This window comes from Pseudomonas brassicacearum, assembly GCF_003732225.1.
GTDB lineage: Bacteria > Pseudomonadota > Gammaproteobacteria > Pseudomonadales > Pseudomonadaceae > Aquipseudomonas > Aquipseudomonas brassicacearum_E.
Genome location: NZ_MOBJ01000012.1, coordinates 154,607 through 180,016 on the forward strand (window position 1 = coordinate 154,607; position 25,410 = coordinate 180,016).

Genomic DNA, 25,410 nt, shown 5'->3' on the forward strand with positions numbered 1-25,410 from the left:
CAAGATCGCCATCGCGAGCAAGCTCGCTCCCACAAGGGCACCACCATACCTGTGGGAGCGAGCTTGCTCGCGATGGCGTCGGTACAGACGCTGAATACCTAGAAGGAATGGCTCTGCTGCCGGCGTTTCCACTGGCTCAACCGCTGTTGCAGATTTAACGGACTGTGAATCTGCTGCGCCCGTGCGCGGTTGAACAGGATCAACGCCAATTCAGCGGTGGCCATGGCATCGGCGCTGGCGTTGTGGCGCTCAAAGACCTGCAACTTGAACCAGTTGATCCAGTCATCCAGCCCGGCTTCACGGATGTTGGCTTGCGGGCAAAGCAGCGGCGCCATGTCGGCAACATCGATAAACGGATGCTGCAAGCGATAACCCAGGCTGTCCTTCAGGGCGCGACCGAGCATGTGCTGGTCGAACGGTGCATGAAACGCCAGCAACGGACTGTCGCCGACAAACTCCATGAAATCCAGCAAAGCCTCCAGTGGATCGCAGCCAGCGGCAATCGCGCTCGGGCCCAGGCCGTGCAGCAATACGCTAGGTCCGAGTTTATGGTCGCGGCGCTGCAAGGTTCGCTCGAACTGCTGACTGAAATCGATCGCGCCGTCTTCGATCACCACGGCACCGATCGACAGCACCACGTCCTTGTTCAGGTTCAACCCGGTGGTCTCCAGATCGACCACCACCCAGCGTTGCTCGCGCAGGCTGCATTCGCCCAGCGTCGGGGCACTCGGCAGTTGATTCAGGCGTTGTTGCTGCGCGGCCGTCAATGTCGGGCCTGCGGGGCGCAGCCAGGAAAACAGCTTCATAGCTGATACCGCAAGGTCAGGCTGCTTTGCAGGCGTTGGGCCTGACGCAGGGACTCACGCAGGATCCGCCGGTCCAGATGATTCAGGCTCTCCGGATCGACCCGGTTTGAGTAGGGCAAGTTCTCGCGGGACTGTCGCTGATGTTGCTGCATGCGGGTTTGCTGGATGAAGTGGTAGGCCTCTTCATAGGCCGCACCGTCCAGCGGATCGATGACCTCTTTGGCCACCAGCTGACGAAAGCGCTCCAGAGTATTGTTGACCCCAATGCCATGGGCCAGCGCCAATACTCGGGCACCGTCGACAAAAGGTGTCAGCCCTTGGACTTTCAGGTCGAGGGTGGCTTTTTCACCGTTCTTTTTCGCCAGCACGAATTCACGGAAACGCCCAACGGGCGGGCGTTGGCGCAGCGCATTTGCGGCCAGCATGCGCTGGAACAGCCGATTATCCGCCACTTGATCGAGAATCGTGCGGCGCAATTGCTCACAACCTTGTTCATCGCCCCAGACCACCCGCAGGTCGAAGTAGATGCTCGAGCCCAGCAAATTCTCGGGCGTTGCTTCGCGGATAAACGCCGCAAAACGCCGCGCCCATTCGGCACGGGACAAACACAGGTCCGGGTTGCCGGCCATGATATTGCCCTTGCACAGGGTAAAGCCGCAGAGCGCCAGGCTCTGGTTGATCTGCTGGGCAATCGGCAACAGCTTGCTGCGAATCTCGGCCGCATGCGCCGCATCGCGTGCTTCGAAGAGAATGCCGTTGTCCTGATCGGTGTGCAGGGTCTGCTCGCGGCGGCCTTCGCTGCCGAAACACAACCAGCTGAACGCTATGCCGGGGTCGCCTTTATCTGCCAGCGTCAGCTCAATGACCCGACACACGGTGTGATCGTTGAGCAAGGTGATGATGTGGGTAATTTGGGTCGAGGACGCGCCGTGGGCGAGCATGCGCTCGACCAGTTGGCCGATTTCACCGCGCATCGCCACCAGGTTTTCTACCCGTGGTGCGCTGCGAATGGTCCGTGCCAAGTGCACCAGATCGACGCGTTGCAGGGAAAACAGGTCGCGTTCCGAGACCACGCCGCACAACCGTTGGTCCTTCACCAGGCAGACGTGGGCGATGTGCCGCTCGGTCATGGCAATGGCCGCATCGAACGCGCTGTGGTCCGGCGTCAGGAAAAACGGCGCGTGTATCATGTGCCGGTCGATGGGCTGATTGAAGTCACTGGTGCCGTCGGCGACCACCTGACGCAAGTCGCGCAAGGTGAAAATCCCCAGCGGGGCCTTCCGTTCATCGACCACCACGATGCTGCCGACCTGTTGCTCGTGCATCAGGGTCACGGCTTCACGCAACGGGGTCGCAGGGCTACAGGTCACGGGATGGCGCATGGCCAATTCGCCGAGGCGGGTATTGAGCGAGTACTGGGTGCCGAGGGTTTCCACGGCTTTTTGCTGGACTTGCTGATTGACCTGATCCAGCAGGCTGCTGACGCCGCGTAGGGCAAAGTCGCGAAACGTGCTGGAAAGGGCGAACAGCTTGATGAAGGCCAGCTTGTTCAGCTGTAGGCAAAAGGTGTCTTCGGCGGCCAGGTGTTCGGTACGGGTCGCACGCTCACCCAGCAGTGCGGCGAGGGGGAAACACTCGCCGGTGGTGATTTCGAAGGTGGTTTCGGTGCCGCCCTTGGCCGTATGGGGACGCTCGCCGACCACCCGGCCTTGCTTGACGATGTAAAAGTGCTCAACCGGTCCGTCCGCGGGCTTGATGATACTGTCGCCCGGGCCGTAGAAGCGCAGTTGGCATTGTTCGACCAGGTACGCCAGGTGCGCGTGTTCCATGTGATTGAACGGCGGGAAACGCTGAAGGAACTGCAAGGTGCCCTGGATGTTCTGCAACACCGCGGTTTTCCCTGCCTGGGTGAAGGCATCCGCTTTACTCATAACCATTACCGCAGTCTTTTTCGATTTGTTGTTGTCGGAGTAACTGCCATGGTCGGCCCCTGAGCGCAGGGTGCCCATTGGACGTAAGTCTAGGTACACGAAGCGAGATTTCGGAAATGCCCTACGCTATTAGTGCGCAAAACCGCTGGTTAGCCTACTTGGAAAACTATCCGACGAAGCGCACATTTGAGCTCTGCTTAGCGATGTCCGACTATGGTGCTAGGGGATTGATCTGAACATGTAGAGAGATTTATGTCCGACCACGATATTTTGAGCGATGCCGAGCGTGAAGCGCTGAGTGCAGTCATGCACGAACCGGATTTGCCAGCACAACGTGTGCTGATCGTCGACGATGACAAGGACGCGCGGGAGCTGCTTTCGGAGATTCTTGCTCTGGACGGCATCCGCTGCATGACAGCTGCCAGTGGTGAAAGCGCACTCAAACTATTGGACTCGAACAAGTCGATCGGTTTGCTCATCACGGATTTGCGGATGCAGCGGCTCGACGGTCTGGAGCTGGTCAGCAAGGTTCGGGAGTCGGAACGGGCGGCTTTGCCAGTCATCATCGTTTCCGGTGATGCTGATGCCCGTGACGTTATCGATGCTATGCATTTGAGTGTGGTGGATTTTTTGCTCAAGCCCATTGATAGCAAAGAGCTGCTGGCATTGGTCAAGCATCAGCTGGGGATGGATATGTGAGCCGCTGAAAAGATCGCAGCCTGCGGTAAATGCGAATACCGCGTAGGAGCTGCCGCAGGCTGCGATCTTTTGATCCTGTTTCAAATAAAAAAGCCCTGATCTCTCGATCAGGGCTTTTTCATGTCGCTAACGCTTATTCACAGGCCATTGGCAGCCTTGAACTCGCGACGGCGACGGTGCAGGACCGGCTCGGTGTAGCCGTTTGGCTGTTTGGTGCCTTCGATCACCAGTTCGACCGCCGCCTGGAAGGCGATGTTGCTGTCGAAGTTCGGTGCCAGCGGACGGTACAGCGGGTCGTTGGCATTCTGGCGGTCAACCACCGGCGCCATGCGCTTGAGGGTTTCCAGCACCTGGGCTTCGCTGACGATGCCATGGCGCAGCCAGTTGGCGATGTGCTGGCTGGAGATACGCAGCGTCGCACGGTCTTCCATCAGGCCGACGTCGTTGATGTCCGGCACTTTCGAACAGCCCACGCCCTGGTCGATCCAGCGCACCACATAACCGAGGATACCCTGAGCGTTGTTGTCCAGTTCGTTCTGGACCTGTTCCGCTGTCCAGTCGGGGTTGCTTGCCAGCGGGATGGTCAGGATATCGTCCACCGATGCGCGAGGGCGCTTGGCCAGTTCGGCCTGGCGGGCGAACACGTCAACCTTGTGGTAATGCAGCGCGTGCAGCGCAGCAGCGGTCGGCGAAGGGACCCAGGCGGTGTTGGCGCCGGCCAGCGGGTGAGCGATTTTCTGCTCGAGCATGGCGGCCATCAGGTCGGGCATGGCCCACATGCCTTTACCGATTTGCGCGCGACCCTGCAGGCCGGTGCTCAAACCGATGTCGACGTTCCAGTTTTCGTAGGCGCCGATCCACTTCTCAGCCTTCATGTCGGCCTTGCGCACCATCGCGCCAGCTTCCATGGAGGTGTGGATTTCATCGCCGGTACGGTCGAGGAAGCCGGTGTTGATGAACACCACGCGCTCGCTGGCAGCCTTGATGCAGGCCTTGAGGTTGATTGTGGTGCGCCGCTCTTCGTCCATGATGCCGACTTTGAGGGTATTGCGTGGCAACTCCAGCACGTCTTCGATGCGCCCGAACAGCTCGTTGGTGAACGCTGCTTCTTCCGGACCGTGCATTTTCGGCTTGACGATGTAGACCGAACCGGTACGGCTGTTCTTGCGTGTGGTGTTGCCGTTGAGGCTGTGCAGCGCCGCGAGGTTGGTGACCAGGCCGTCGAGGATGCCTTCCGGCACTTCGTTGCCTTGACTGTCGAGGATCGCGTCGATGGTCATCAAATGGCCAACGTTGCGCACGAACAACAGCGAGCGGCCGTGCAGGCTCAGTTCGCTGCCGTCGGGGGCGGTGTAGGTGCGATCGGCGTTCATGGTGCGGGTAAAGGACTTACCGCCCTTGACGACTTCTTCCGACAGATCGCCTTTCATCAGGCCGAGCCAGTTGCGGTAGATCACCACTTTGTCATCGGCATCGACGGCGGCAACGGAGTCTTCGCAGTCCATGATGGTGGTCAGCGCGGCTTCCATCAGGACGTCTTTGACGCCGGCGGCGTCGGTCTGGCCGACCGGGGTGCTGGCGTCGATCTGGATTTCGAAGTGCAGACCGTTGTTTTTCAGCAGGATCGCGGTCGGCGCCGCAGCATCGCCGTGGAAGCCGATCAGTTGGGCATCGTTGCGCAGACCCGTGTTGCTGCCACCTTTAAGGCTGACAACCAGTTTGCGATCAACAATCTTGTAGGCGGTGGAGTCGACGTGAGAGCCGGCAGCCAATGGCACCGCTTCGTCGAGGAAGGCGCGGGCGAAGGCGATGACCTTGTCGCCGCGAACCTTGTTGTAGCCTTTGCCTTTTTCCGCGCCGTCGGCCTCGCTGATGGCATCAGTGCCATACAGCGCGTCGTACAACGAACCCCAGCGGGCGTTCGAGGCGTTGAGGGCGAAGCGGGCGTTCATTACCGGAACCACCAGTTGTGGACCGGCCATACGGGCGATTTCGTCGTCGACGTTTTGCGTCGTTGCCTGGAAATCGGCCGCTTCAGGCAGCAGATAGCCGATGTCTTGCAGGAAGGCTTTATAGGCCACGGCGTCGTGCGCCTGGCCGGCACGGGACTGGTGCCAGGCATCGATTTTCGCCTGAAGGTCGTCGCGTTTGGCGAGTAGGGCTTTGTTCTTCGGCGCCAGGTCGTGAATGACCTTGTCGGCACCGGCCCAGAACTTATCGGCGGTGAGGCCGGTACCGGGAATGGCTTCGTTGTTCACGAAGTCGAACAGGACTTTGGCGACCTGCAGGCCACCGACTTGAACGTGTTCAGTCATTGCTTGCCTCACTCTGCTCAGCTATTTCGCTTTTCAGCTCTTCAATTTGACAATGAAGCCTCTGGCCATTTAAACCACAAACCCCTCTACCAGTACATGCCATTGCTGGCGGCTGGGTGGTTCCAATCAACGGCGTGAAGCCTTGCTGACGGGGCTTTGAGGGTTGCGATGGCGCCTGGGCAGACATCGATCCAACGTTATGTAGTGCGCGCTGCGGCATACTACATGATGAATTGCGGTTGTGAAAATTAGACTAATTACGTCGTTCTGCGACCCCATGACGCATTGCGGTCACGCCGGGGAACGGGATGTTCTCAAAAAACTATTGGATTGTTCCAGATAAATCTAAAAACTTGTACACATAATCTTCAATGCACTGCTATGGGGCTTTGGTTCCCACGCCACAAAAGCGGCACCGCGCTGAATCGAGTCCCTTGCCTATACTTGCCTTTCTATAACAAAAGTCATGACAAGAGGGCTGCACCATGGACCATCTCGTACTCACCGTATTCGCCCCGGACAAGCCCGGCCAGGTCGAGCGCATTGCTCAATGTATCGCCGAACACGGTGGTAACTGGCTAGAGAGCCGCATGTCACGGATGGCCGGGCAGTTTGCCGGGATCCTTCGGGTGGGCGTGCCGGCCGAGGCCTATGACGAATTGGTCGATGCACTTCAGGCGCTGTCCTCCCAAGGCATTCGGGTGCTGATCGCTGAAAGCGGTATCGAGCAATCCTGCACCTGGAAGCCGATCGCCATGGAACTGGTCGGTAACGACCGACCGGGGATCGTGCGTGACATCACGCGTTTGCTGAGTGAGCAGGGGGTCAATCTTGAACGCTTGGTGACCGACGTGCGCCCGGCGCCGATGAGCAGCGAGCCGCTGTTCCACGCCGAAGCGATTCTTGCGGTACCGCTGACCCTTTCCCTGGACGTACTGCAGTCGCGACTGGAAACCCTGGCCGATGATTTGATGGTGGAGTTGGTGCTGCGCAGCGAGCCATAAGGCGAGGGGAAAGGTTATCCAAGTAAAGCGTGCACCTGCCTGTGGATAACCTGTAGAGACTCGTCGCCAGCCCAAGCCGGCCAAGGCTCTTCAGGAGTTGTTCAAAAAACCAGCAGTTTCAAGGGCTTGTGCACAAACGGCGGGGATCACGCTGTGGATAACCTTGGGAAGGATGCTTGCAGGCCATGGTGGCCGTGGCCTGCAAGGGTTTGTGCGTTTTTTGATCAGCGGCGACGGCGCAAACTCATCCAGGCGTCGATGCTGTAAACCGCCAGACCCGCCCAGATAAACATGAAGGCCACCAGCGTGGTGGACGACAGGTGCTCGCCGAACAGCAGTACGGCTTGCAGCAGCACCAGCGTCGGCGCCAGGTATTGCAGGAAGCCGAGGGTGGTGTAGGGCAGATGCCGTGCAGCGGCGTTGAAACAGACCAACGGCACCAGCGTTATCGGACCGGCGGCGACCAGCCACCAGGCTTCGGAGGTGCTCCAGAACGCGGCTTGGGCGCTGCTGGCTGTCGGGTTGAAGAGCAACCAGGCAAGGGCGATCGGTACCAGCATCCAGGTTTCCACCACCAGCCCGGGCAGCGCTTTGACCGGAGCCTGTTTGCGGATCAGTCCGTAGAAGCCGAAGGTCAGCGCCAGCACCAGCGACACCCACGGCAGACTGCCGACTTGCCAGACCTGCTGCGCGACGCCAACGGTGGCCAGCCCGACGGCGAACCACTGCAGGCGTCGCAGCCGTTCGCCGAGGATCAGCATGCCCAGCAGCACGTTCACCAGCGGGTTGATGTAGTAACCGAGGCTGGCTTCGAGCATGCGTCCGTTGTTCACCGACCAGACGTAGGTCAGCCAGTTGGCCGCGATCAGCGTGCCGCTCAGCGCGAGAACTGCCAGCCGCCGTGGGTTCTCGCGCAGTTCACGCCACCAGCCCGGGTGCTTCCAGACCATCAGCAGCAAGGCACCGAACAGCGCCGACCAAAGTACCCGGTGGATGATGATTTCCACGGCAGGTACGTCGGCGATGGCTTTGAAGTAGAGCGGGAACAATCCCCAGATGATGTAGGCACTCAGGCCCAATATGTACCCGCGACGCGGGTTGGCGGCTTGCATGCAGAATCCTTGCTTAGGCAGCTAACAAAGTGGGGATTGTAAGGAGATTTGTCCGGCTGTGTCCCGCATTCAAAAACAAAGATCGCAGCGTGCCGCAGCTCCTACAGTGCGTTGAGTACGCCGTAGGAGCTGCCGAAGGCTGCGATCTTTTGATCTTTAAATTAAAAAAGCTTCAGTGGCTCTTCGTTGAGCGCCGCCAGTTGCTCACGCAGTGCCAGCACCTGGTTGCCCCAATAACGTTCGGTGCCAAACCACGGAAAGCTGTGAGGGAACGCCGGGTCATCCCAACGCCGCGCCAACCACGCGCTGTAGTGCATCAGGCGCAAGGCCCGCAGCGGTTCGATCAGCGCCAGCTCGCGTGGGTCGAAGTCGTGGAACTCGCTGTAGCCATCCATCAGTTCTGACAACTGACCGAGACATTCCTGACGATCACCGGCGAGCATCATCCACAGGTCCTGCACCGCAGGTCCCATGCGACAGTCGTCGAGGTCGACGATATGGAACATCTCGTCACGGCACATCATGTTGCCGGGATGGCAATCGCCGTGCATGCGGATGTTCTGGTGCGGCGTGTCTTTGTAGACCTCTTCCACACGCTTGAGCAGGTCGCGGGCGACCGACTCGTAGGCTGGCAGCAAACTGCGCGGTATGAAATTGCCTTCGAGCAGGGTGGCCAGTGAGTCATGGCCGAAATTTTTTACGCCCAGTGCTTCGCGGTGATCGAAGGGGCGGGTGGCGCCAACCGCGTGCAAGCGGCCAAGCAATTGGCCCAAACGGTAGAGCTGATCGAGATTGCCCGGCTCCGGCGCACGGCCGCCCCGGCGCGGAAACAGGGTGAAGCGGAAACCGGCGTGTTCGTGCAGGCTCTCACCGTTGTGAATCATCGGCGCAACCACCGGCACCTCGCACTCGGCGAGTTCGAAGGTGAAGCGGTGCTCTTCGAGGATGGCGGCGTTGGTCCAGCGTTGCGGACGGTAGAACTTGGCAATCAGCGGCTCGCCATCTTCGATGCCAACCTGATAGACACGGTTTTCATAGCTGTTGAGCGCAAGGACACGGGCGTCGCTGAGAAAGCCAATGCTTTCTACGGCATCGAGCACCAGATCGGGGGTAAGTGTTTCAAACGGGTGAGACATGCTGACTCCTGCGCGCAGCAGGCTGCCGCGTCCGGCCAAGCATGGTAGCGCAGAAGGGGCGACTTTAGTGGTTGGGCTTGAGATGAGTGTTGTTTTTACTGACGCCTTCGCGAGCAAGCTCGCTCCCACAGGGTCATGTGTTCACAGATCCAATGTGGGAGCGAGCTTGCTCGCGATGAGGGCCTATCAGGCGCCGACGATCCCGCCGTCTTCCCGCGAAATTGCCATCACCGATGAGCGCGGCTTACCGTTCGGTAAATGCTCAGGGAAGGTCGACCCACCGTTTTCCCCCGGATGCTGAATCCCGACAAACAAGGTCTTCTGGTCCGGCGAAAAGCTGATGCCGGTCACTTCGCAGCCCACCGGGCCGACCATGAAGCGGCGGATTTCACCGGTCGCAGGATCAGCGCAGAGCATCTGGTTGTTACCCATGCCCGCGAAGTCGCCAGCATTACTGTAGTCCCCGTCGCTGAGAATCCACAGACGACCGGCCTTGTCGAAACCCAAACCATCCGGGCTGTTGAACATGTTGTGTGGCGTGATGTTCGACGAGCCGGCTTTCGCTGTCCCGGCATGCACGCCCGGATTGCCCGCCACCAAGAACAGATCCCAGGCGAACGTCAGCGACGCGTGGTCGTCGCGATCGGTGCGCCAGCGCAGAATTTGCCCATAGACGTTTTTCTCCCGAGGGTTCGGCCCACCCACCGGTTGCCCGTCTTCGCCGCGCTTGGCGTTGTTGGTCAGGGTGCAATAGACCTGGCCGTCTTGCGGGCTGACGACGATCCACTCCGGGCGGTCCATGCGCGTGGCGCCGACGACGCTGGCGGCCAGACGTGCGTGAATCAGCACCTCGGCCTGATCGGCAAAACCGCTGCTGGCGTCGATACCGTTCTTGCCGTGAGTCAGCTCAATCCACTGACCCTGACCTTTTGGATGGTCGGGGTTGCTATCACCCGCATCAAAACGTGCGACGTACAGCGTGCCGTGGTCCAGCAGGTCGTGGTTGGCCTTGGGGTTGGTGTGATTGATCTTGTCGCGGCTGACGAATTTGTAGATGAACTCGCCGCGCTCATCGTCGCCCATGTACACCACCGCGCGACCGTCATGGGTCTCGGCCAGAGCCGCGTTCTCGTGTTTGAAACGACCGAGGGCGGTGCGTTTGACCGGAATCGATTGCGGGTCGAACGGGTCGATTTCCACCACCCAACCGTGTCGGTTGAGTTCGTTGGGGTTTTTCGCCAGGTCAAAACGCGGGTCGTGTTGGTGCCAGTTGATCTCTTTACTGGCGACCGATGCGCCATAGCGCTTTTGTGCGGCGTCGAATTTATGTTCGGGATTGCTGCTGCCGAAGCAGTCAGTGAAGTTCTCTTCGCAGGTCAGATAAGTGCCCCACGGCGTCTTGCCATTGGCGCAGTTCTGGAAGGTACCGAGCACTTTCTTACCGGCCTTGTCGTGCCCGGTTTTCATCAGTTCATGGCCTGCGGCCGGGCCGCTCAAATGCAGCGGCGAGTTGCCGTGGATTCGGCGGTTGTAGCGTGAGCCCTGAACGAACTGCCATTGGCCGTTTTTACGCTGCACTTCGATCACCGACACGCCTTCGCAGGCCAGCGCTTTGCGCACTTCTTCGGCCGACTGCGGCATGCTGCCGTGGGCGTAGAGGTAGCGATAATTGGTGTATTCGTTGTTGATCGCCATCAGCGCGCGATTGTCGTCGCCGGGGAAGGCGAACAGGCTCATGCCGTCGTTGTTGTCGCCGAATTGGGTTTCCTGGGCCTGGGCGCTGCCATTGCCAGTCGGGTCGAAGGCCGGGCCGTCCTTGTGCAGCGGCTGGCCCCAACTGATCAACACCGAGGACTTGTAACCCGGCGGCAGGGTGATGGCGTCGCTGGTGGCGGCTGCAATGCTGTCGAAGCCCAGCAGTTTGCTCGAGCCTGCGCTGACACTGGCGGCCAGCACGCTGCGGCTCAGCAGGTTGCCGCCGAGGAACATCGCGGCACCGCAGAGGGCGCCGGCGCTGATAAAACCTCGACGACTGAGGCCGACGATTTTTTCGAGGTCGGTGGCTTGGTTTTCTTCTAATAGGCTCACATCAGGCTCCCTGCTGGTTTTTGCAGTCACCTTAAGGAGCGTCTATGACACAAATGTTGCAGTTGCGCGGTTGAGGAACGCCGCCAATCCGTAGCCGCAGGCTTGGGTTAGAGCGGTGTGCCGAGCAAGACATTGGAGGGTGAGAACTGCACCTGTACGGTCTTTTTGGCGCTCAAACCCAGGGTTTTGAGGTGTAGCGGCTCGGCCAGGGCGCATAACGTCTGACCGTTGGGCAGGGCAATTCTGACTTCGCTGGGGCCATCTTCGGCGTCGAGAATCTCCTCGATGGTGCCCTTCAAACAATTGTGTCCAGGTGTTGCGAGTTGACCGGCACCGAGCAAATCGAGCCAGCCGGCCTTGATCAGCGCCACCACTTCAGTGCCTGTTACCAGTTCCAGACGCAGGGTGCTGTCGTGGGTGATTTGCGCCTGAATGATCAGCCCTTCAGCCAGTTCCAGGCTGATCAGATCGTTGCGGCCTTGAGTGTCGATGGTCGTGACCGTGCCGTGCAACTGATTGCGCGCGCTGGTCCTGAGCATCAAGCGCCCGAGCAAATCGAGGTCACTGGCGTCTTCGGCGGCTTCCAGCACCTGTGCCTGCAAGGCTTGCAGGCGCTGATAAAGTCGCAGCACCCGCTCACCTTCACTGGACAGCTTTGCGCCACCGCCGCCCTTGCCGCCGACGCTGCGCTCCACCAGTGGTTTTTGCGCCAGATTGTTCAGCTCGTCGATCGCGTCCCACGCCGCTTTGTAACTCAGCCCGGCGCTTTTCGCGGCGCGGGTGATCGAGCCTTGTTCGGCGATGTGTTGCAGCAAGGCAATGCGCTGCGGACGACGGACGATGTGCTGGGACAACAATGTGGGCAAGGACATGGTAAGGGGCTGCAAACGGGGAGTGATGGATTTGGACGTTGGCGGCTTGGGGCGCGAGAGTCAAGTCAGCTCCCCGGGTTTTGGTGTGCGCGCCAGGCAATAAACGTCGACCCGCGCCGCGCCCGCCCCGATCAGCAAGCGAGCCAGGCTTTGCGCGGTGGCACCGGTGGTCAGCACGTCATCGACCAGCGCCAGGTGGCGACCCTTGATCTGCGCCTCCGGCATCAGCGCGAAAGCTCTGAGCAGGTTCTGTTTGCGCGCCTTGGCGTCCAGATCCTGCTGCGCGGTGGTGTCCTGGGTGCGTAGCAACAGATTCTCATCGCAACGGATCTGCAGGCTGTCGCTGAGCCAGCGGGCGAGCATCGCGGCCTGGTTATAGCCACGCTCGCGCAGCCGTTTGCGGGCCAAGGGCACCGGTACCAATGCGTCGGGGCGCTTGAGGCCTTCATCGAAGCGATGTTGCAGGGATTGAGCAAGAAGTTCGGCAAGCAGGCGGCCATATGGCCACTTTGCCGTGTGCTTGAAACGGGTGATCAAACTGTCGAGCGGGAAGCTGTAGGTCCAGGGCGCGATGACCTGCTCGAAGGCCGGTGGCTCCTGCAAGCACTGGCCGCAGGTGAGACCGGCCACGGGCAGGGGCAGGGCGCAGACCTGGCAATGATCGCCGAGCCAGGGCAACTCGGTTTCGCAAGACGTGCAAATCGGCTGAGGGGTGTCAGACAGTTCATCGCAGAGCAAACAGCATTGTTCGTTTTTTAACCAGATGTAAACCGGCCCTTTGTATCGTGGTTGACAGCGCATGACTCTTCCTTAAATATGCCGAACATCCGTGTCGCGTCTGTGGATATTCCGTTCCGCAGCCGCTTGCCAAGCATAAACAAGGAAACGCCCATGAGCGCCAGCACCACTGCAACCCTGCGTCATGACTGGTCTTTGGCTGAAGTCAAAGCACTCTTCGTTCAGCCATTCAACGACCTGTTGTTCCAGGCGCAGACGGTGCACCGCGCGCACTTTGACGCCAATCGCGTCCAGGTGTCGACGCTGCTGTCGATCAAAACCGGCGCTTGCCCGGAAGATTGCAAATATTGTCCGCAGTCCGGTCACTACAACACCGGTCTGGAAAAAGAAAAGCTGATGGAAGTGCAGAAGGTCCTCGAAGAGGCTGCCCGCGCCAAGGCCATCGGTTCGACCCGTTTCTGCATGGGCGCTGCCTGGAAGCATCCGTCGGCCAAAGACATGCCGTACGTGCTGGAGATGGTCAAAGGCGTGAAGGCCATGGGCCTGGAAACCTGCATGACTCTCGGCCGTCTCGATCAGGACCAGACCGTAGCCCTGGCTCAGGCTGGCCTCGATTACTACAACCACAACCTCGATACCTCGCCGGAGTTCTACGGCAGCATCATCACCACCCGCACCTACAGCGAGCGTCTGCAAACCCTGGCGTACGTGCGTGAGTCGGGGATGAAGATCTGCTCGGGCGGTATTCTGGGCATGGGCGAGTCCCTCGACGACCGCGCCAACCTGCTGATTCAGCTGGCCAACCTGCCGGAGCACCCGGAGTCGGTGCCGATCAACATGCTGGTGAAAGTCGCCGGTACGCCGCTGGAAAATGCCGACGATATCGACCCGTTCGACTTCATCCGCATGCTCGCCGTCGCCCGTATCCTGATGCCGCAATCCCACGTGCGCTTGTCCGCTGGCCGCGAAGCGATGAACGAGCAGATGCAGGCCCTGGCGTTCTTCGCCGGTGCCAACTCGATTTTCTACGGCGACAAGCTGCTGACCACCGCCAACCCGCAGGCTGACAAGGACATGCAACTGTTCGGGCGTCTGGGCATCCTGCCTGAAGCCCGCGAAGAGCACGCTGATGAAGTGCATCAGGCAGCGATCGAGCAAGCACTGGTCGAACAGAAAAGCAGCGAGCAGTTCTACAACGCCGCTGTTTGACGTCTCCACCGATCCTGTTGAAGGAATACAAGACAATGTGGGAGCGAGCTTGCTCGCGATGAGGCCGGGAAATTCAACATCTATGTTGACTGTCAGACCGCCATCGCGAGCAAGCTCGCTCCCACATAAATTGTACCCACCTTGAGTTTGTGAGTTGACCTTCGAGGCCTGCATGTCTTTCGATCTCGCCGCACGTCTCGCTGCCCGTCGTGCCGAAAACCTCTATCGTCAGCGTCCATTGCTTGAGACCCCACAAGGTCCGCAAGTGGTGGTCGATGGCCAGCCATTGTTGGCGTTCTGCAGCAACGACTACCTGGGCCTGGCCAATCACCCAGAAGTGATCGAAGCCTTGCGTGCCGGTGCCGCCCGCTGGGGTGTCGGTGGCGGCGCTTCACACCTGGTGATCGGCCATAGCAGTCCGCATCACGCGCTTGAGGAAGCCTTGGCCGATCTGACGGGGCGCCCGCGTGCGCTGCTGTTTACCACCGGTTACATGGCTAATCTGGGCGCGGTCACCGCGCTGGTCGGGCAGGGCGATACCGTGCTTGAAGACCGACTCAATCATGCATCGTTACTGGATGCCGGGTTGTTGTCGGGGGCGCGCTTCAATCGCTATTTGCACAACGACGCGGTCAGCCTGGCCAAACGTCTGGAAAAGGCCACCGGCAATACGCTGGTGGTGACCGACGGGGTGTTCAGCATGGACGGCGACATCGCCGACCTGCCGACGCTGGCTCGCGAGGCCAAGGCCAAAGGCGCGTGGCTGATGGTCGATGACGCCCACGGCTTTGGTCCCTTGGGCGCCAATGGCGGCGGGATCGTCGAGCACTTCGGTTTGAGTCTGGAGGATGTGCCGGTATTGGTCGGCACATTGGGTAAAGCGTTCGGCACTTCGGGCGCGTTTGTCGCGGGCAGTGATGACCTGATCGAAAGCCTGATCCAGTTCGCCCGACCTTACATTTACACCACCAGTCAGCCACCGGCCCTGGCCTGCGCAACCCTGAAAAGTCTTGAGTTGCTGCGCAGCGAACATTGGCGACGCGAGCATTTGAACGTGCTGATTCGCCAATTCCGAAAGGGCGCCGAGCAGATTGGTCTGGAGTTGATGGACAGCTCTACACCGATCCAGCCGATCATGATCGGCGACGCCGGGCGCGCCGTGCTTTTTTCGCAGATGCTGCGTCAGCGCGGGCTGATGGTGACCGCGATCCGCCCACCCACCGTGCCAGCCGGCAGTGCACGTTTGCGCGTGACCTTGACCGCGGCGCACAGTGAGGCGCAGGTGCAGCTATTGTTAGAAGGTCTGGCCGATTGTCTTCAGCAACTGGGAGCGGAGCCGAACCATGCGTGATCGTCTGATTCTGTTGCCCGGTTGGGGGCTTGGCATTTCACCGCTGGAGCCACTGGCAGCGGCCTTGCAGGGGCTGGATGAACACCTGCGTGTTGAAATCGAGCCGCTGCCAGAACTGGAATCGGGCGACCTCGATGAATGGCTCGACGAGCTGGATTCAACCCTGCCAAAAGATGCCTGGCTCGGCGGTTGGTCGCTCGGCGGGATGCTCGCTTCAGAGCTGGCGGCTCGACGTGGCGACCGCTGCTGCGGCTTGCTGACGCTGGCGAGCAACCCTTCTTTTGTGGCGCATGCCGAGTGGTCGAGCGCTATGCCGGGCGAGACTTTCGATGCGTTTCTGGACGGGTGCCGTACTGACCCGCGCATGACCCTCAAACGCTTTAGCCTGCTCTGCGCCCAAGGTTCCGAAGACCCGCGCGGGCTGTCGCGTCTGCTGCTCGCGGGGGCGCCGAATACTCCGGCGCCGGTGTTGATGAGCGGGTTGGAAGTGCTCGCGCAACTGGACAATCGGCAAGCGTTGCAGGCCTTTCGTGGCCCGCAGTTGCACCTGTTCGCCGGGCTCGACGAGCTGGTCCCGGCCGAAGCCGCCAGTGAGCTTCTGGCGTTACTCCCTGATGTCGAAATTGGTCTGATTGAACAGGCCAGTCACGCGTTTCTTCTGGAAGACCCCCACGGTGTGGCGGGGGCCATCCAGGCCTTTTTGCATGAGTCCGGTGATGACTGATTTGTCCCTTCCCAACCTGCCCGGCGGCTTGCCCGACAAGCGTCAGGTTGCGGCATCCTTCTCCCGCGCAGCAGCCAGCTATGACAGCGTTGCCGAATTGCAGCGCGATGTCGGCAGTGAACTGCTGGGGCGATTGCCGGCTGATCGATCGCCCGTTCGCTGGCTGGATCTGGGCTGTGGCACGGGGTATTTCAGTCGTGCGCTGGCTGAGCGATTCAACGCCAGCGAAGGGCTGGCGCTGGATATCGCTGAAGGCATGCTCAATCACGCACGGCCCTTGGGCGGCGCGACACATTTCATTGCTGGCGATGCCGAGCGCTTGCCGTTGCGGGACGCGAGCTGCGATCTGGTGTTTTCCAGTCTGGCGGTGCAGTGGTGTGCCGATTTCGGGGCGGTGCTGAGCGAGGCCAATCGGGTTCTGAAACCTGGCGGTGTGTTGGCGTTTGCTAGTCTCTGCGTGGGTACGCTGTATGAATTGCGCGACAGTTGGCGTCAGGTCGATGGCCTGGTACACGTCAACCGCTTCCGTGAGTTCAGTACGTATCAACAGCTGTGTGCGGCCAGTGGCTTGAACGTGATCAGCCTGCAAAGTTGCCCGCACGTGCTGCATTATCCGGATGTGCGTAGTCTGACTCACGAACTCAAGGCCTTGGGCGCGCATAATCTCAATCCTGGTCGGCCGGACGGGCTGACAGGTCGGGCGCGGATCATGGGTTTGATCGACGCCTATGAGCAGTTTCGTCAGGCGCAAGGACTACCCGCGACTTATCAGGTGGTTTACGCCGTGTTGGAGAAGCCACAATGAGCGCAGCCTATTTCATCACTGGCACCGATACCGACGTCGGCAAGACCACCATTGCCGCCGGCCTGTTGCACGCCGCGCGGCTGGCGGGCTTGAGTACGGCGGCCGGGAAACCTGTGGCGTCCGGCTGCGAGGTGACGCCCAAAGGTTTGCGCAATGCCGACGCGCTGGCGCTGCTGGCGCAATGCTCGTTGCCGCTGACCTATGCCGAGGTCAATCCGGTAGCCTTCGAACCGGCCATCGCTCCGCATCTGGCTGCACGTGAGGCGGGTTTCGCGCTGACGGTCCAGTCGTTGCTGGCGCCGATGCGGCACATAGTGGACAAGCAGGCCGATTTCACGCTGATCGAAGGTGCGGGTGGTTGGCGGGTGCCACTGGCTGACCAGGACAATCTTTCGGATCTGGCGATGGCACTGGATCTGCCGGTCATTCTGGTGGTTGGCGTGCGCCTGGGTTGTATCAATCATGCGTTGCTGACGGCCGAGGCGATTGCCCGGGATGGTTTGCAACTGGCGGGTTGGGTGGCCAACATCATTGACCCCAAGACTTCGCGGCTGGAAGAAAACCTGGCCACGCTGGCTGAACGCCTGCCGGCACCGTGTCTGGGGCGAGTGCCGAAACTCAAGCTGGTCACGGCAGAAGCGGTAGCGGAGTATCTTCAGCTGGATTTGCTCGACTAGATTTTGCCTATGACAAGGCATTGTGCCATTAGTGTTTTTGTCGAGCCTTTTGTCAGTGTCTCTGGTTCAATGAGCGCTGTTTATCCTTTGCAGGGTGGAGTCGTCCCATGGAAATCTCGGGAAGCAGCGCTTTTTATGCCGGTCTGAGCACTATTCAGTCTGGGCAGAACCGTGTCGATCAGGCCGCCAGCCAGATCGCCAACACCACTGTCGAACGCTCCGCCACCAGCCAGTCCTTGGAAGCTCAAGTCGACCGGCTACGCTCGGTCGATCGCAGCCAGCAATCAGACCTGGCCAGCAATATGGTCGATATGTCCCAAGGCAAGATCCAGGCAGAGCTGGGCGTCAAAATCGCCAAGGCTTCTGACGAAATGCTTGGTACGCTGATCAATACTTTTGCTTGATCCCTCGCTGAACCTTTTGCCTGAACGCCGCCCTGGGCGCGGGGTTCTGTCGGGCATGTCCTTCTCGTTCAACTAATCTTTCCTACACGGTTTGTTGCCTCGCGCATCGGCTGCGGGCCTTTGCGTGCGCGCTATTTACGTGGGTGATGACGAACGGCAAAGGATCGACGCTTGACAAGATTTCGGCGTAAACGTATGTTTCAAACAACTGTTTGACCGTCACAACAAATCATTGCGGTCGTTCATTCCCGGTTACATCAGCAGAGGTTTATCGCTATGCCTGACTACAAGGCCCCCTTGCGTGATATTCGCTTCGTTCGTGACGAACTGCTCGGCTACGAAGCGCACTATCAGAGCCTTCCGGCTTGCCAGGACGCTACCCCGGACATGGTTGACGCCATTCTCGAGGAAGGCGCCAAGTTTTGTGAGCAGGTGCTGGCTCCGCTGAACCGCGTGGGTGACACCGAAGGCTGCACCTGGAGCGAGTCCGGCGTTAAGACTCCGACTGGCTTCAAAGAAGCCTACAAACAATTCGTCGAAGGCGGCTGGCCAAGCCTGGCCCACGACGTAGAGCACGGTGGCCAAGGGCTGCCGGAGTCTCTGGGTCTGGCTGTCAGCGAAATGGTCGGCGAAGCCAACTGGTCGTGGGGCATGTACCCAGGCCTGTCCCATGGCGCGATGAACACCATTTCCGAGCACGGTACGCCTGAGCAGCAAGAGGCTTACCTGACCAAACTGGTTTCCGGCGAATGGACCGGCACCATGTGCCTGACCGAACCGCACTGCGGTACCGACCTCGGCATGCTGCGCACCAAGGCCGAGCCTCAGGCTGATGGTTCCTACAAAGTTTCCGGCACCAAGATCTTCATCTCGGCCGGTGAACACGATATGGCCGACAACATCGTCCACATCGTTCTGGCTCGCCTGCCGGATGCGCCTGCTGGCACCAAAGGCATTTCGCTGTTCATCGTTCCAAAGTTCCTGCCGAACGCTGACGGCAGCATCGGTGCGCGCAACGCTGTGACCTGTGGTTCCCTGGAACACAAAATGGGCATCCACGGTAACGCCACCTGCGTGATGAACTTCGACGCGGCCACCGGTTTCCTGATCGGCCCGGCGAACAAAGGCCTGAACTGCATGTTCACCTTTATGAACACCGCGCGTCTGGGGACTGCTCTGCAAGGTCTGGCTCACGCCGAGATCGGCTTCCAGGGCGGTCTGAAATACGCTCGCGATCGTCTGCAAATGCGTTCCCTGACTGGCCCGAAAGCGCCGGACAAGGCGGCTGACCCGATCATCGTTCACCCTGACGTACGTCGGATGCTGTTGACCATGAAGGCATTCGCCGAAGGCAACCGTGCGATGGTTTACTTCACTGCCAAGCAGGTCGACATCGTCAAGTACGGCGTGGATGAAGAAGAGAAGAAGAAAGCCGACGCCCTGCTGGCCTTCATGACTCCGATTGCCAAAGCCTTCATGACTGAAGTCGGCTTCGAATCCGCTAACCACGGCGTGCAGATCTACGGTGGCCACGGCTTCATCGCCGAGTGGGGCATGGAGCAGAACGTTCGCGACAGCCGCATTTCCATGCTGTACGAAGGCACCACCGGTATCCAGGCTCTCGACTTGCTGGGCCGTAAAGTGCTGATGACTCAAGGCGAGGCTCTGAAAGGCTTCACCAAGATCGTCCACAAGTTCTGCCAGACCAACGAAGGCAACGAAGCGGTCAAAGAGTTCGTCGAGCCGTTGGCTGCACTGAACAAGGAATGGGGCGAACTGACCATGAAGGTCGGCATGGCCGCGATGAAAGATCGCGAAGAAGTCGGCGCTGCGTCGGTGGACTACCTGATGTACTCCGGTTACGCCTGCCTTGCCTACTTCTGGGCTGACATGGCGCGCCTGGCTGCCGAGAAACTGGCTGCCGGCACCACCGAAGTGGCGTTCTACACCGCCAAGCTGCAGACTGCGCGCTTCTACTTCCAGCGCATCCTGCCGCGTACCCGCACGCACGTTGTAACCATGCTGTCGGGCGCCAACAACCTGATGGACATGAAAGAAGAAGACTTCGCACTGGGCTATTAAGTCCCACGCAGCTCTTCAAAAAGCCGCTGCTTCTTCGGGAGTCGCGGCTTTTTTGTGTCCGGCGCAAATGGCTGCAAATATTCCCGACTAAAACGCTAAGTAGAACGCTTTTGCTGCCGTTAAAGAGTGTGCAGTGTGATGCACGTCACATTGCATGTGCTTAACTGCCAAGAATGCAGGCACAATGACATCAATTGTTTTGCCGGGCCGGAGCTCTACCCTTGCCGCGTTCTTCCGCTGTACGTCTCAGTCACTTTTTGCCCTCATTACTGTTGTTGCTTGCGGGGCTTGCGGCTGCCTACGTCAAGGATCTCAACGTCTTCTTCACCTCACTGTTCAACGTGCTGCCGACGTTGGTGCTGTTGCTTGGCGGTTCGTACTGCGCGGTTTACCGACGTCAACGTGAACTGTTTCTGATGGTCACGGTGTACATCGCCTACTACCTGCTCGACACCCAAACCGATTACTACCGTGATTACGGCAAGGTGCGTGACGACGCGGCGGTGGTTTTCCATCTCTGTTGTTTGTTGTTGCCCTTGCTGTTCGGGCTGTTTGCTGCCTGGCAGGAACGCACCCACCTGTTTCAGGACATGGTCGCTCGTTTCGCCGTATTGCTGGCGTTTGGCAGCGTTGCACTGGGACTTGAGCAAAGTTACCCACAGGCGTTGTTGATGTGGCTGTCGGAAATACGCTGGCCGGCGCTGCATGGTGCCTGGATGAGCTTGATCCAGTTGTCCTATCCGGTGTTCTTCGCGTCCTTTCTGCTGCTGGCGTATCAATACTGGCGCAACCCACGCCCGCTGCATGCGGCGCAACTGGTGGGCCTGCTCGGGTTGTTCTGGATGTTGCCCAAGACCTTCATCCTGCCGTTTACCCTGAACATCATGTGCAGTCAGGTGATGTTGATGATTGCCGCGGCGGTCGCCCACGAAGCCTATCAAATGGCTTTTCGTGATGAGCTGACCGGTCTGCCAGGTCGTCGCGCCTTGAACGAGCGCATGCAGCGTCTGGGCCGCAACTATGTGTTGGCGATGAGTGACGTCGACCACTTCAAGAAATTCAATGACACCCATGGTCACGACGTTGGCGACCAGGTGCTGCGTCTGGTCGCCAGCAAGCTGTCGAAGATCGGCGGTGGTGGCCGGGCCTATCGTTACGGGGGCGAGGAGTTCGCCTTGGTATTCGCCGCGAAAACCCTCGAAGAGTGCATGCCGCACCTGGAAGTCATCCGCGAGTCGATTGCCACGTACAGCATTCAGTTGCGCAACCAGGACAACCGTCCGCAAGACGACCAGCAAGGTCGGCAGCGCCGTGCGGGTTCCGGCGCCTCAAGCGTTTCGGTTACGGTGAGTATCGGCGTCGCCGAGCGACTGGAACAGCGAACTCCGGAAGACGTCCTGAAATCCGCTGACCAGGCGCTCTACAGCGCCAAGGGCGCGGGACGCAACTGCGTGATGGCATTCGGTCAAAACCGCCGTGGCGCGGTGCGTATGGACGGCGCTACGGGTTGAGTGATGATTGCGCATTCAGCGTCTGGACTGTGATTGTTCGGGGCGATTCGCGGCAGTAGGTTTGAATGATCTGCTGACGGAGAAACGACCATGCCCGAGTACAAAGCTCCCCTGCGCGACATGCGCTTTCTGATCGACCATGTTTTCGACTTTCACGCCAGTTACGTGGCCCTCGGTGCTACCGACGCCAGCCCGGACATGGTCAATGCGATCCTTGAAGAAGGGGCGAAATTCTGTGAGAACGTTCTTGCGCCGCTGAATCGCAGCGGCGACGAAGAAGGCTGTCATTTCGACAACGGTGTGGTCACCACGCCTACGGGATTCAAGCAAGCATTCGCACAATACGTTGAGGGCGGCTGGCATGGTCTGGCGGCGGACCCGACTTATGGCGGTCAGGGTTTACCCAGTTCACTAGGACTGGTGATCAGTGAAATGGTCGGCTCCAGCAACACTTCCTGGGGCATGTACCCAGGCCTGACCCACGGCGCGATGTCGGCGATCCATGCCCACGGCACCGAAGAGCAAAAACAGACCTACCTGAGCAAACTCACGGCCGGGCAGTGGACCGGCACCATGTGCCTGACCGAAGCGCATTGCGGCACGGACCTGGGGATCATCAAGACCCGCGCAGTGCCGCAAGCCGACGGCAGCTATGCGGTGACTGGCAGCAAGATTTTCATCTCTGCCGGCGAGCACGATATGAGCGACAACATCATTCACCTGGTGTTGGCCAAACTGCCGGACGCGCCCGCCGGGACCAAGGGTATCTCGCTGTTCATCGTGCCCAAGTTCCTGCCTGATGCCCAAGGCGAAGCCGGTGAGCGCAACGGGGTTTCCTGCGGTTCGATCGAACACAAGATGGGCATCAAGGCGTCTGCCACTTGCGTGCTGAACTTCGATGGTGCCAAGGGCTTCCTGATTGGCGAGGCGAACAAGGGCCTGAACTGTATGTTCACCATGATGAACCACGCCCGGCTCGGCACCGGGATGCAGGGTTTGTGTCTGGGTGAAGCGAGCTTCCAGGGCGCGATCAAGTACGCCAACGATCGCTTGCAAATGCGCTCGCTGACCGGACCCAAAGCGCCGGAAAAGGCCGCCGATCCGATCATCGTCCACCCCGACGTACGGCGCATGCTGCTGACCATGAAAGCCTTCAACGAAGGTAACCGCGCGCTGACCTATTTCACCGCGCAATTGCTCGATGTCGCACACCTGAGTAGCGACGAAACCCAGCGCCAGGATGCCGAGAACCTGTTGGCGTTCCTGACGCCGATCTGCAAAGCCTTCATGACCGAAACCGGCCTGGAAGTTACCAACCATGGCATGCAGGTGTTCGGCGGCCATGGATTCATCCGCGAGTGGGGTATGGAGCAGTTGGTGCGTGACTGCCGTATTGCGCCCATCTATGAAGGCACCAACGGCATTCAGGCATTGGACTTGCTCGGGCGCAAGGTGCTTGGCAGCCAAGGCAAACTGCTGCGCGGGTTCACCAAAATTGTTCACAAGTTTTGCGAAGCCAATGCCGCACATCCGCAGCTAAAAGCGTATGTGGCGCAGCTCAACGGGTTGAACCAGCAGTGGGGCGAGTTGACCACCAAGGTCGGTATGGCGGCGATGAAAAATCCGGACGAGGTCGGCGCTGCGGCGCTGGATTATTTGATGTATAGCGGCTACATCATTTTGGCTTACCTGTGGCTGCGCATGGCGCTGGTGGCTCAGGCACAGCTGGCGGCGGGCAGTGGTGACGCTGATTATTGCCGGGGCAAACTGGCCACTTGCGAGTTCTACTTCAAGCGCCTGTTGCCGCGTACGACCACGCATCAGGCGGCGGTGGAGGCGGGCAGTGATTGTCTGATGAAACTGCCTGCGGAGTTGTTTGCGCTCTGACATAAGGCGCTGCCTCTGAAAGATCGCAGCCTGCGGCAGCTCCTACAATTCAGGTGAACCTGTAGGAATTGCCGCAGGCTGCGATTTTTTTGGTGACTAAAAATTACAAATAGGTCACTAGCTGACCCTATGTGTCGTAAAAGTTGTTCGGGTACACTCAAGGCCTTGCTGAAATCCGATCCTACGAATCACTTTTCAAGTTCTCACGAGGTTTGCCATGGCTGACTACAAAGCGCCCTTGCGCGATATGCGCTTCGTCCTCAATGAAGTTTTCGAGGTTGCCAAACTGTGGGCGGAACTGCCCGCTCTGGCCGACACCGTCGATGCCGAGACCGTCGAGGCAATCCTTGAGGAAGCCGGTAAAGTCACCAGCAAAAGCATCGCGCCGCTGAGCCGTGCCGCCGACGAAGAAGGCTGTCACTGGAGCGACGGCGCTGTCACCACTCCAGCAGGTTTCCCACAGGCTTATCAGACCTACGCTGAAGGCGGTTGGGTCGGCGTCGGTGGTGATCCAGCCTACGGTGGCATGGGCATGCCGAAAGCGGTTTCGGCTCAGGTCGAAGAAATGGTCAACTCCGCCAGCCTGTCGTTCGGTCTGTACCCGATGCTCACCGCCGGGGCTTGCCTGTCGATCAACGCGCACGCCAGTGACGAACTGAAAGCCGCTTACCTGCCAAACATGTACGCCGGTGTCTGGGCAGGCTCCATGTGCCTGACCGAGCCACACGCGGGGACTGACTTGGGGATCATCCGTACCAAGGCTGAACCGCAAGCAGACGGTTCCTACAAGGTCAGCGGCACCAAGATCTTCATCACTGGCGGTGAACACGACCTGACCGAAAACATCATTCACCTGGTACTGGCCAAACTGCCGGATGCACCCGCGGGTCCGAAAGGTATTTCGCTGTTCCTGGTGCCGAAGTTCATGGTCAATGCCGATGGCAGTCTCGGTGCGCGTAACCCGGCAAACTGCGGTTCGATCGAACACAAAATGGGCATCCAGGCCTCCGCTACCTGCGTGATGAACTTCGACGAAGCCGTGGGTTACCTCGTCGGTGAGCCGAACAAAGGCCTGGCGGCGATGTTCACCATGATGAACTACGAGCGTCTGGGCGTCGGGATCCAGGGCCTGGCCAGTGGCGAGCGCTCTTACCAGAACGCGGTTGAATACGCTCGTGATCGCCTGCAAAGCCGCTCGCCGACTGGCGCGCAGAACAAAGACAAGGTCGCCGACCCGATCATCGTTCACCCGGACGTACGGCGCATGTTGCTGACCATGAAAGCCTCGAACGAAGGTGGTCGCGCATTCTCTACCTACGTCGCCATGCAACTGGACACCGCCAAGTTCAGCGAAGACACGACCACGCGCAAACGCGCTGAAGACCTGGTGGCCTTGCTGACCCCGGTCGCCAAGGCGTTCCTTACCGATCTGGGCCTGGAAACCACGGTTCACGGACAGCAGGTCTTCGGTGGCCACGGCTACATTCGTGAGTGGGGGCAGGAACAACTGGTTCGCGACGTGCGGATTACCCAGATCTACGAAGGCACCAACGGTATTCAGGCGCTGGACCTGGTCGGGCGCAAAATCGTCGGCAGCGGCGGGGCGTACTACAAACTGTTCGCCGACGAGATTCGGCATTTCACCGCCACCGCGAGCGCCGATCTGGCCGAGTTCACCAAACCGTTGAACGACGCTGTAACCACGCTGGACGACCTGACCGCCTGGCTGCTGGACCGGGTGAAAAATAACCCGAACGAAATCGGCGCGGCTTCGGTCGAGTATCTGCAAGTGTTCGGCTATGTGTCCTACGCCTACATGTGGGCACTGATGGCCAAGGCGGCCTTCGGTAAAGAGGCGCAGGAAGACTTCTACGCCAGCAAACTGGGCACCGCGCGTTTTTACTTCGCTCGCCTGCTGCCGCGGATTCATTCGCTGAGCGCTTCGGTCAAGGCTGGTAGTGAGTCGCTGTTCCTGTTGGACGCGGCGCAGTTCTGAGGAGGTAACGCCATGTAAGCATTTGCTTACGTGACGTGCTGCCGTTTTCCCCTGTTCTAAGAT

At 59.6% G+C, this 25,410-nt stretch carries 20 protein-coding genes; 12 read left to right on the forward strand and 8 right to left on the reverse strand.

Going from position 1 to position 25,410, the window contains the following annotated elements:
- Positions 1–98 precede the first annotated feature (98 nt).
- Both BK659_RS19100 and BK659_RS19105 read right to left on the reverse strand, forming a co-directional pair.
- Positions 99–806: a 3'-5' exonuclease gene (locus BK659_RS19100; protein ID WP_123426531.1), complete on the reverse strand. Its 708-nt coding sequence runs from the start codon at positions 804–806 to the stop codon at positions 99–101.
- Positions 803–2,743 carry a putative nucleotidyltransferase substrate binding domain-containing protein gene (locus BK659_RS19105; protein WP_123426564.1) on the reverse strand — a complete coding sequence of 647 codons (1,941 nt, stop codon included), beginning with the start codon at positions 2,741–2,743 and terminating at the stop codon, positions 803–805. Before BK659_RS19105 ends, BK659_RS19100 begins: the two co-directional genes overlap by 4 nt.
- A gap of 246 nt (positions 2,744–2,989) precedes the next feature.
- On the opposite strand from BK659_RS19105, the gene BK659_RS19110 reads away from it, so the two are divergent.
- Positions 2,990–3,436 carry a response regulator gene (locus BK659_RS19110; RefSeq protein ID WP_123426532.1) on the forward strand — a complete coding sequence of 149 codons (447 nt, stop codon included), beginning with the start codon at positions 2,990–2,992 and terminating at the stop codon, positions 3,434–3,436.
- Between the two features lie 137 nt (positions 3,437–3,573).
- On the opposite strand, the gene BK659_RS19115 is transcribed toward BK659_RS19110, so the two are convergent.
- The gene (locus BK659_RS19115) at positions 3,574–5,751 is read right to left on the reverse strand and encodes a malate synthase G (protein ID WP_123426533.1); all 2,178 of its coding nucleotides are present in this window, start codon (positions 5,749–5,751) and stop codon (positions 3,574–3,576) included.
- Between the two features lie 485 nt (positions 5,752–6,236).
- Here BK659_RS19115 and BK659_RS19120 point away from each other — a divergent pair, with 485 nt between their 5' ends.
- Entirely contained in the window at positions 6,237–6,755 is a 519-nt protein-coding gene (locus BK659_RS19120; protein ID WP_123426534.1) for a glycine cleavage system transcriptional repressor, read from the forward strand.
- A gap of 224 nt (positions 6,756–6,979) precedes the next feature.
- On the opposite strand, the gene rarD is transcribed toward BK659_RS19120, so the two are convergent.
- The 5 genes from rarD to BK659_RS19150 form a co-directional block, all read right to left on the reverse strand.
- Positions 6,980–7,867 (reverse strand): EamA family transporter RarD, encoded by an 888-nt coding sequence (gene rarD / locus BK659_RS19125; protein ID WP_123426535.1) that lies wholly within the window; start codon positions 7,865–7,867, stop codon positions 6,980–6,982.
- Positions 7,868–8,028: 161 nt separating this feature from the next.
- Positions 8,029–9,003, reverse strand: a complete 975-nt coding sequence (locus BK659_RS19130; protein WP_123426536.1) for a serine/threonine protein kinase — start codon at positions 9,001–9,003, stop codon at positions 8,029–8,031.
- Positions 9,004–9,189: 186 nt separating this feature from the next.
- On the reverse strand, positions 9,190–11,091 hold the full coding sequence (locus BK659_RS19140; RefSeq protein WP_123426538.1) for a PhoX family protein: 1,902 nt from the start codon (positions 11,089–11,091) through the stop codon (positions 9,190–9,192).
- 107 nt (positions 11,092–11,198) lie between these two features.
- Entirely contained in the window at positions 11,199–11,963 is a 765-nt protein-coding gene (locus tag BK659_RS19145; RefSeq protein WP_123426539.1) for a TOBE domain-containing protein, read from the reverse strand.
- A gap of 60 nt (positions 11,964–12,023) precedes the next feature.
- Positions 12,024–12,764, reverse strand: a complete 741-nt coding sequence (locus BK659_RS19150) for a ComF family protein (protein WP_123426540.1) — start codon at positions 12,762–12,764, stop codon at positions 12,024–12,026.
- A gap of 90 nt (positions 12,765–12,854) precedes the next feature.
- Here BK659_RS19150 and bioB point away from each other — a divergent pair, with 90 nt between their 5' ends.
- From bioB to BK659_RS19205, 10 genes are all read left to right on the forward strand, one after another.
- Entirely contained in the window at positions 12,855–13,910 is a 1,056-nt protein-coding gene (gene bioB / locus BK659_RS19155; protein WP_123426541.1) for a biotin synthase BioB, read from the forward strand.
- Between the two features lie 172 nt (positions 13,911–14,082).
- Positions 14,083–15,261 (forward strand): 8-amino-7-oxononanoate synthase, encoded by a 1,179-nt coding sequence (gene bioF / locus BK659_RS19165; RefSeq protein WP_123426565.1) that lies wholly within the window; start codon positions 14,083–14,085, stop codon positions 15,259–15,261.
- Entirely contained in the window at positions 15,254–15,985 is a 732-nt protein-coding gene (locus tag BK659_RS19170; RefSeq protein WP_123426542.1) for an alpha/beta fold hydrolase, read from the forward strand. Before bioF ends, BK659_RS19170 begins: the two co-directional genes overlap by 8 nt.
- The gene (gene bioC, locus BK659_RS19175) at positions 15,978–16,790 is read left to right on the forward strand and encodes a malonyl-ACP O-methyltransferase BioC (protein WP_123426543.1); all 813 of its coding nucleotides are present in this window, start codon (positions 15,978–15,980) and stop codon (positions 16,788–16,790) included. The genes BK659_RS19170 and bioC overlap by 8 nt, the downstream gene beginning before the upstream one ends.
- Positions 16,787–17,467 (forward strand): dethiobiotin synthase, encoded by a 681-nt coding sequence (gene bioD / locus BK659_RS19180; RefSeq protein ID WP_123426544.1) that lies wholly within the window; start codon positions 16,787–16,789, stop codon positions 17,465–17,467. The genes bioC and bioD overlap by 4 nt, the downstream gene beginning before the upstream one ends.
- Before the next feature lie 107 nt (positions 17,468–17,574).
- A complete protein-coding gene (locus BK659_RS19185) occupies positions 17,575–17,871 on the forward strand; it encodes a pyrroloquinoline quinone biosynthesis protein PqqE (RefSeq protein ID WP_123426545.1) in 297 nt (98 codons plus the stop codon).
- Positions 17,872–18,147: 276 nt separating this feature from the next.
- Positions 18,148–19,953: a phenylacyl-CoA dehydrogenase gene (locus tag BK659_RS19190; RefSeq protein WP_123426546.1), complete on the forward strand. Its 1,806-nt coding sequence runs from the start codon at positions 18,148–18,150 to the stop codon at positions 19,951–19,953.
- A 221-nt stretch (positions 19,954–20,174) separates the two neighbouring features.
- Complete coding sequence (locus BK659_RS19195) at positions 20,175–21,464, forward strand: GGDEF domain-containing protein (RefSeq protein ID WP_123426547.1); 1,290 nt, start codon at positions 20,175–20,177, stop codon at positions 21,462–21,464.
- Between the two features lie 90 nt (positions 21,465–21,554).
- Positions 21,555–23,351: an acyl-CoA dehydrogenase C-terminal domain-containing protein gene (locus BK659_RS19200; protein ID WP_123426548.1), complete on the forward strand. Its 1,797-nt coding sequence runs from the start codon at positions 21,555–21,557 to the stop codon at positions 23,349–23,351.
- A gap of 217 nt (positions 23,352–23,568) precedes the next feature.
- A complete protein-coding gene (locus tag BK659_RS19205) occupies positions 23,569–25,347 on the forward strand; it encodes an acyl-CoA dehydrogenase C-terminal domain-containing protein (RefSeq protein ID WP_123426549.1) in 1,779 nt (592 codons plus the stop codon).
- Positions 25,348–25,410: the final 63 nt, after the last annotated feature.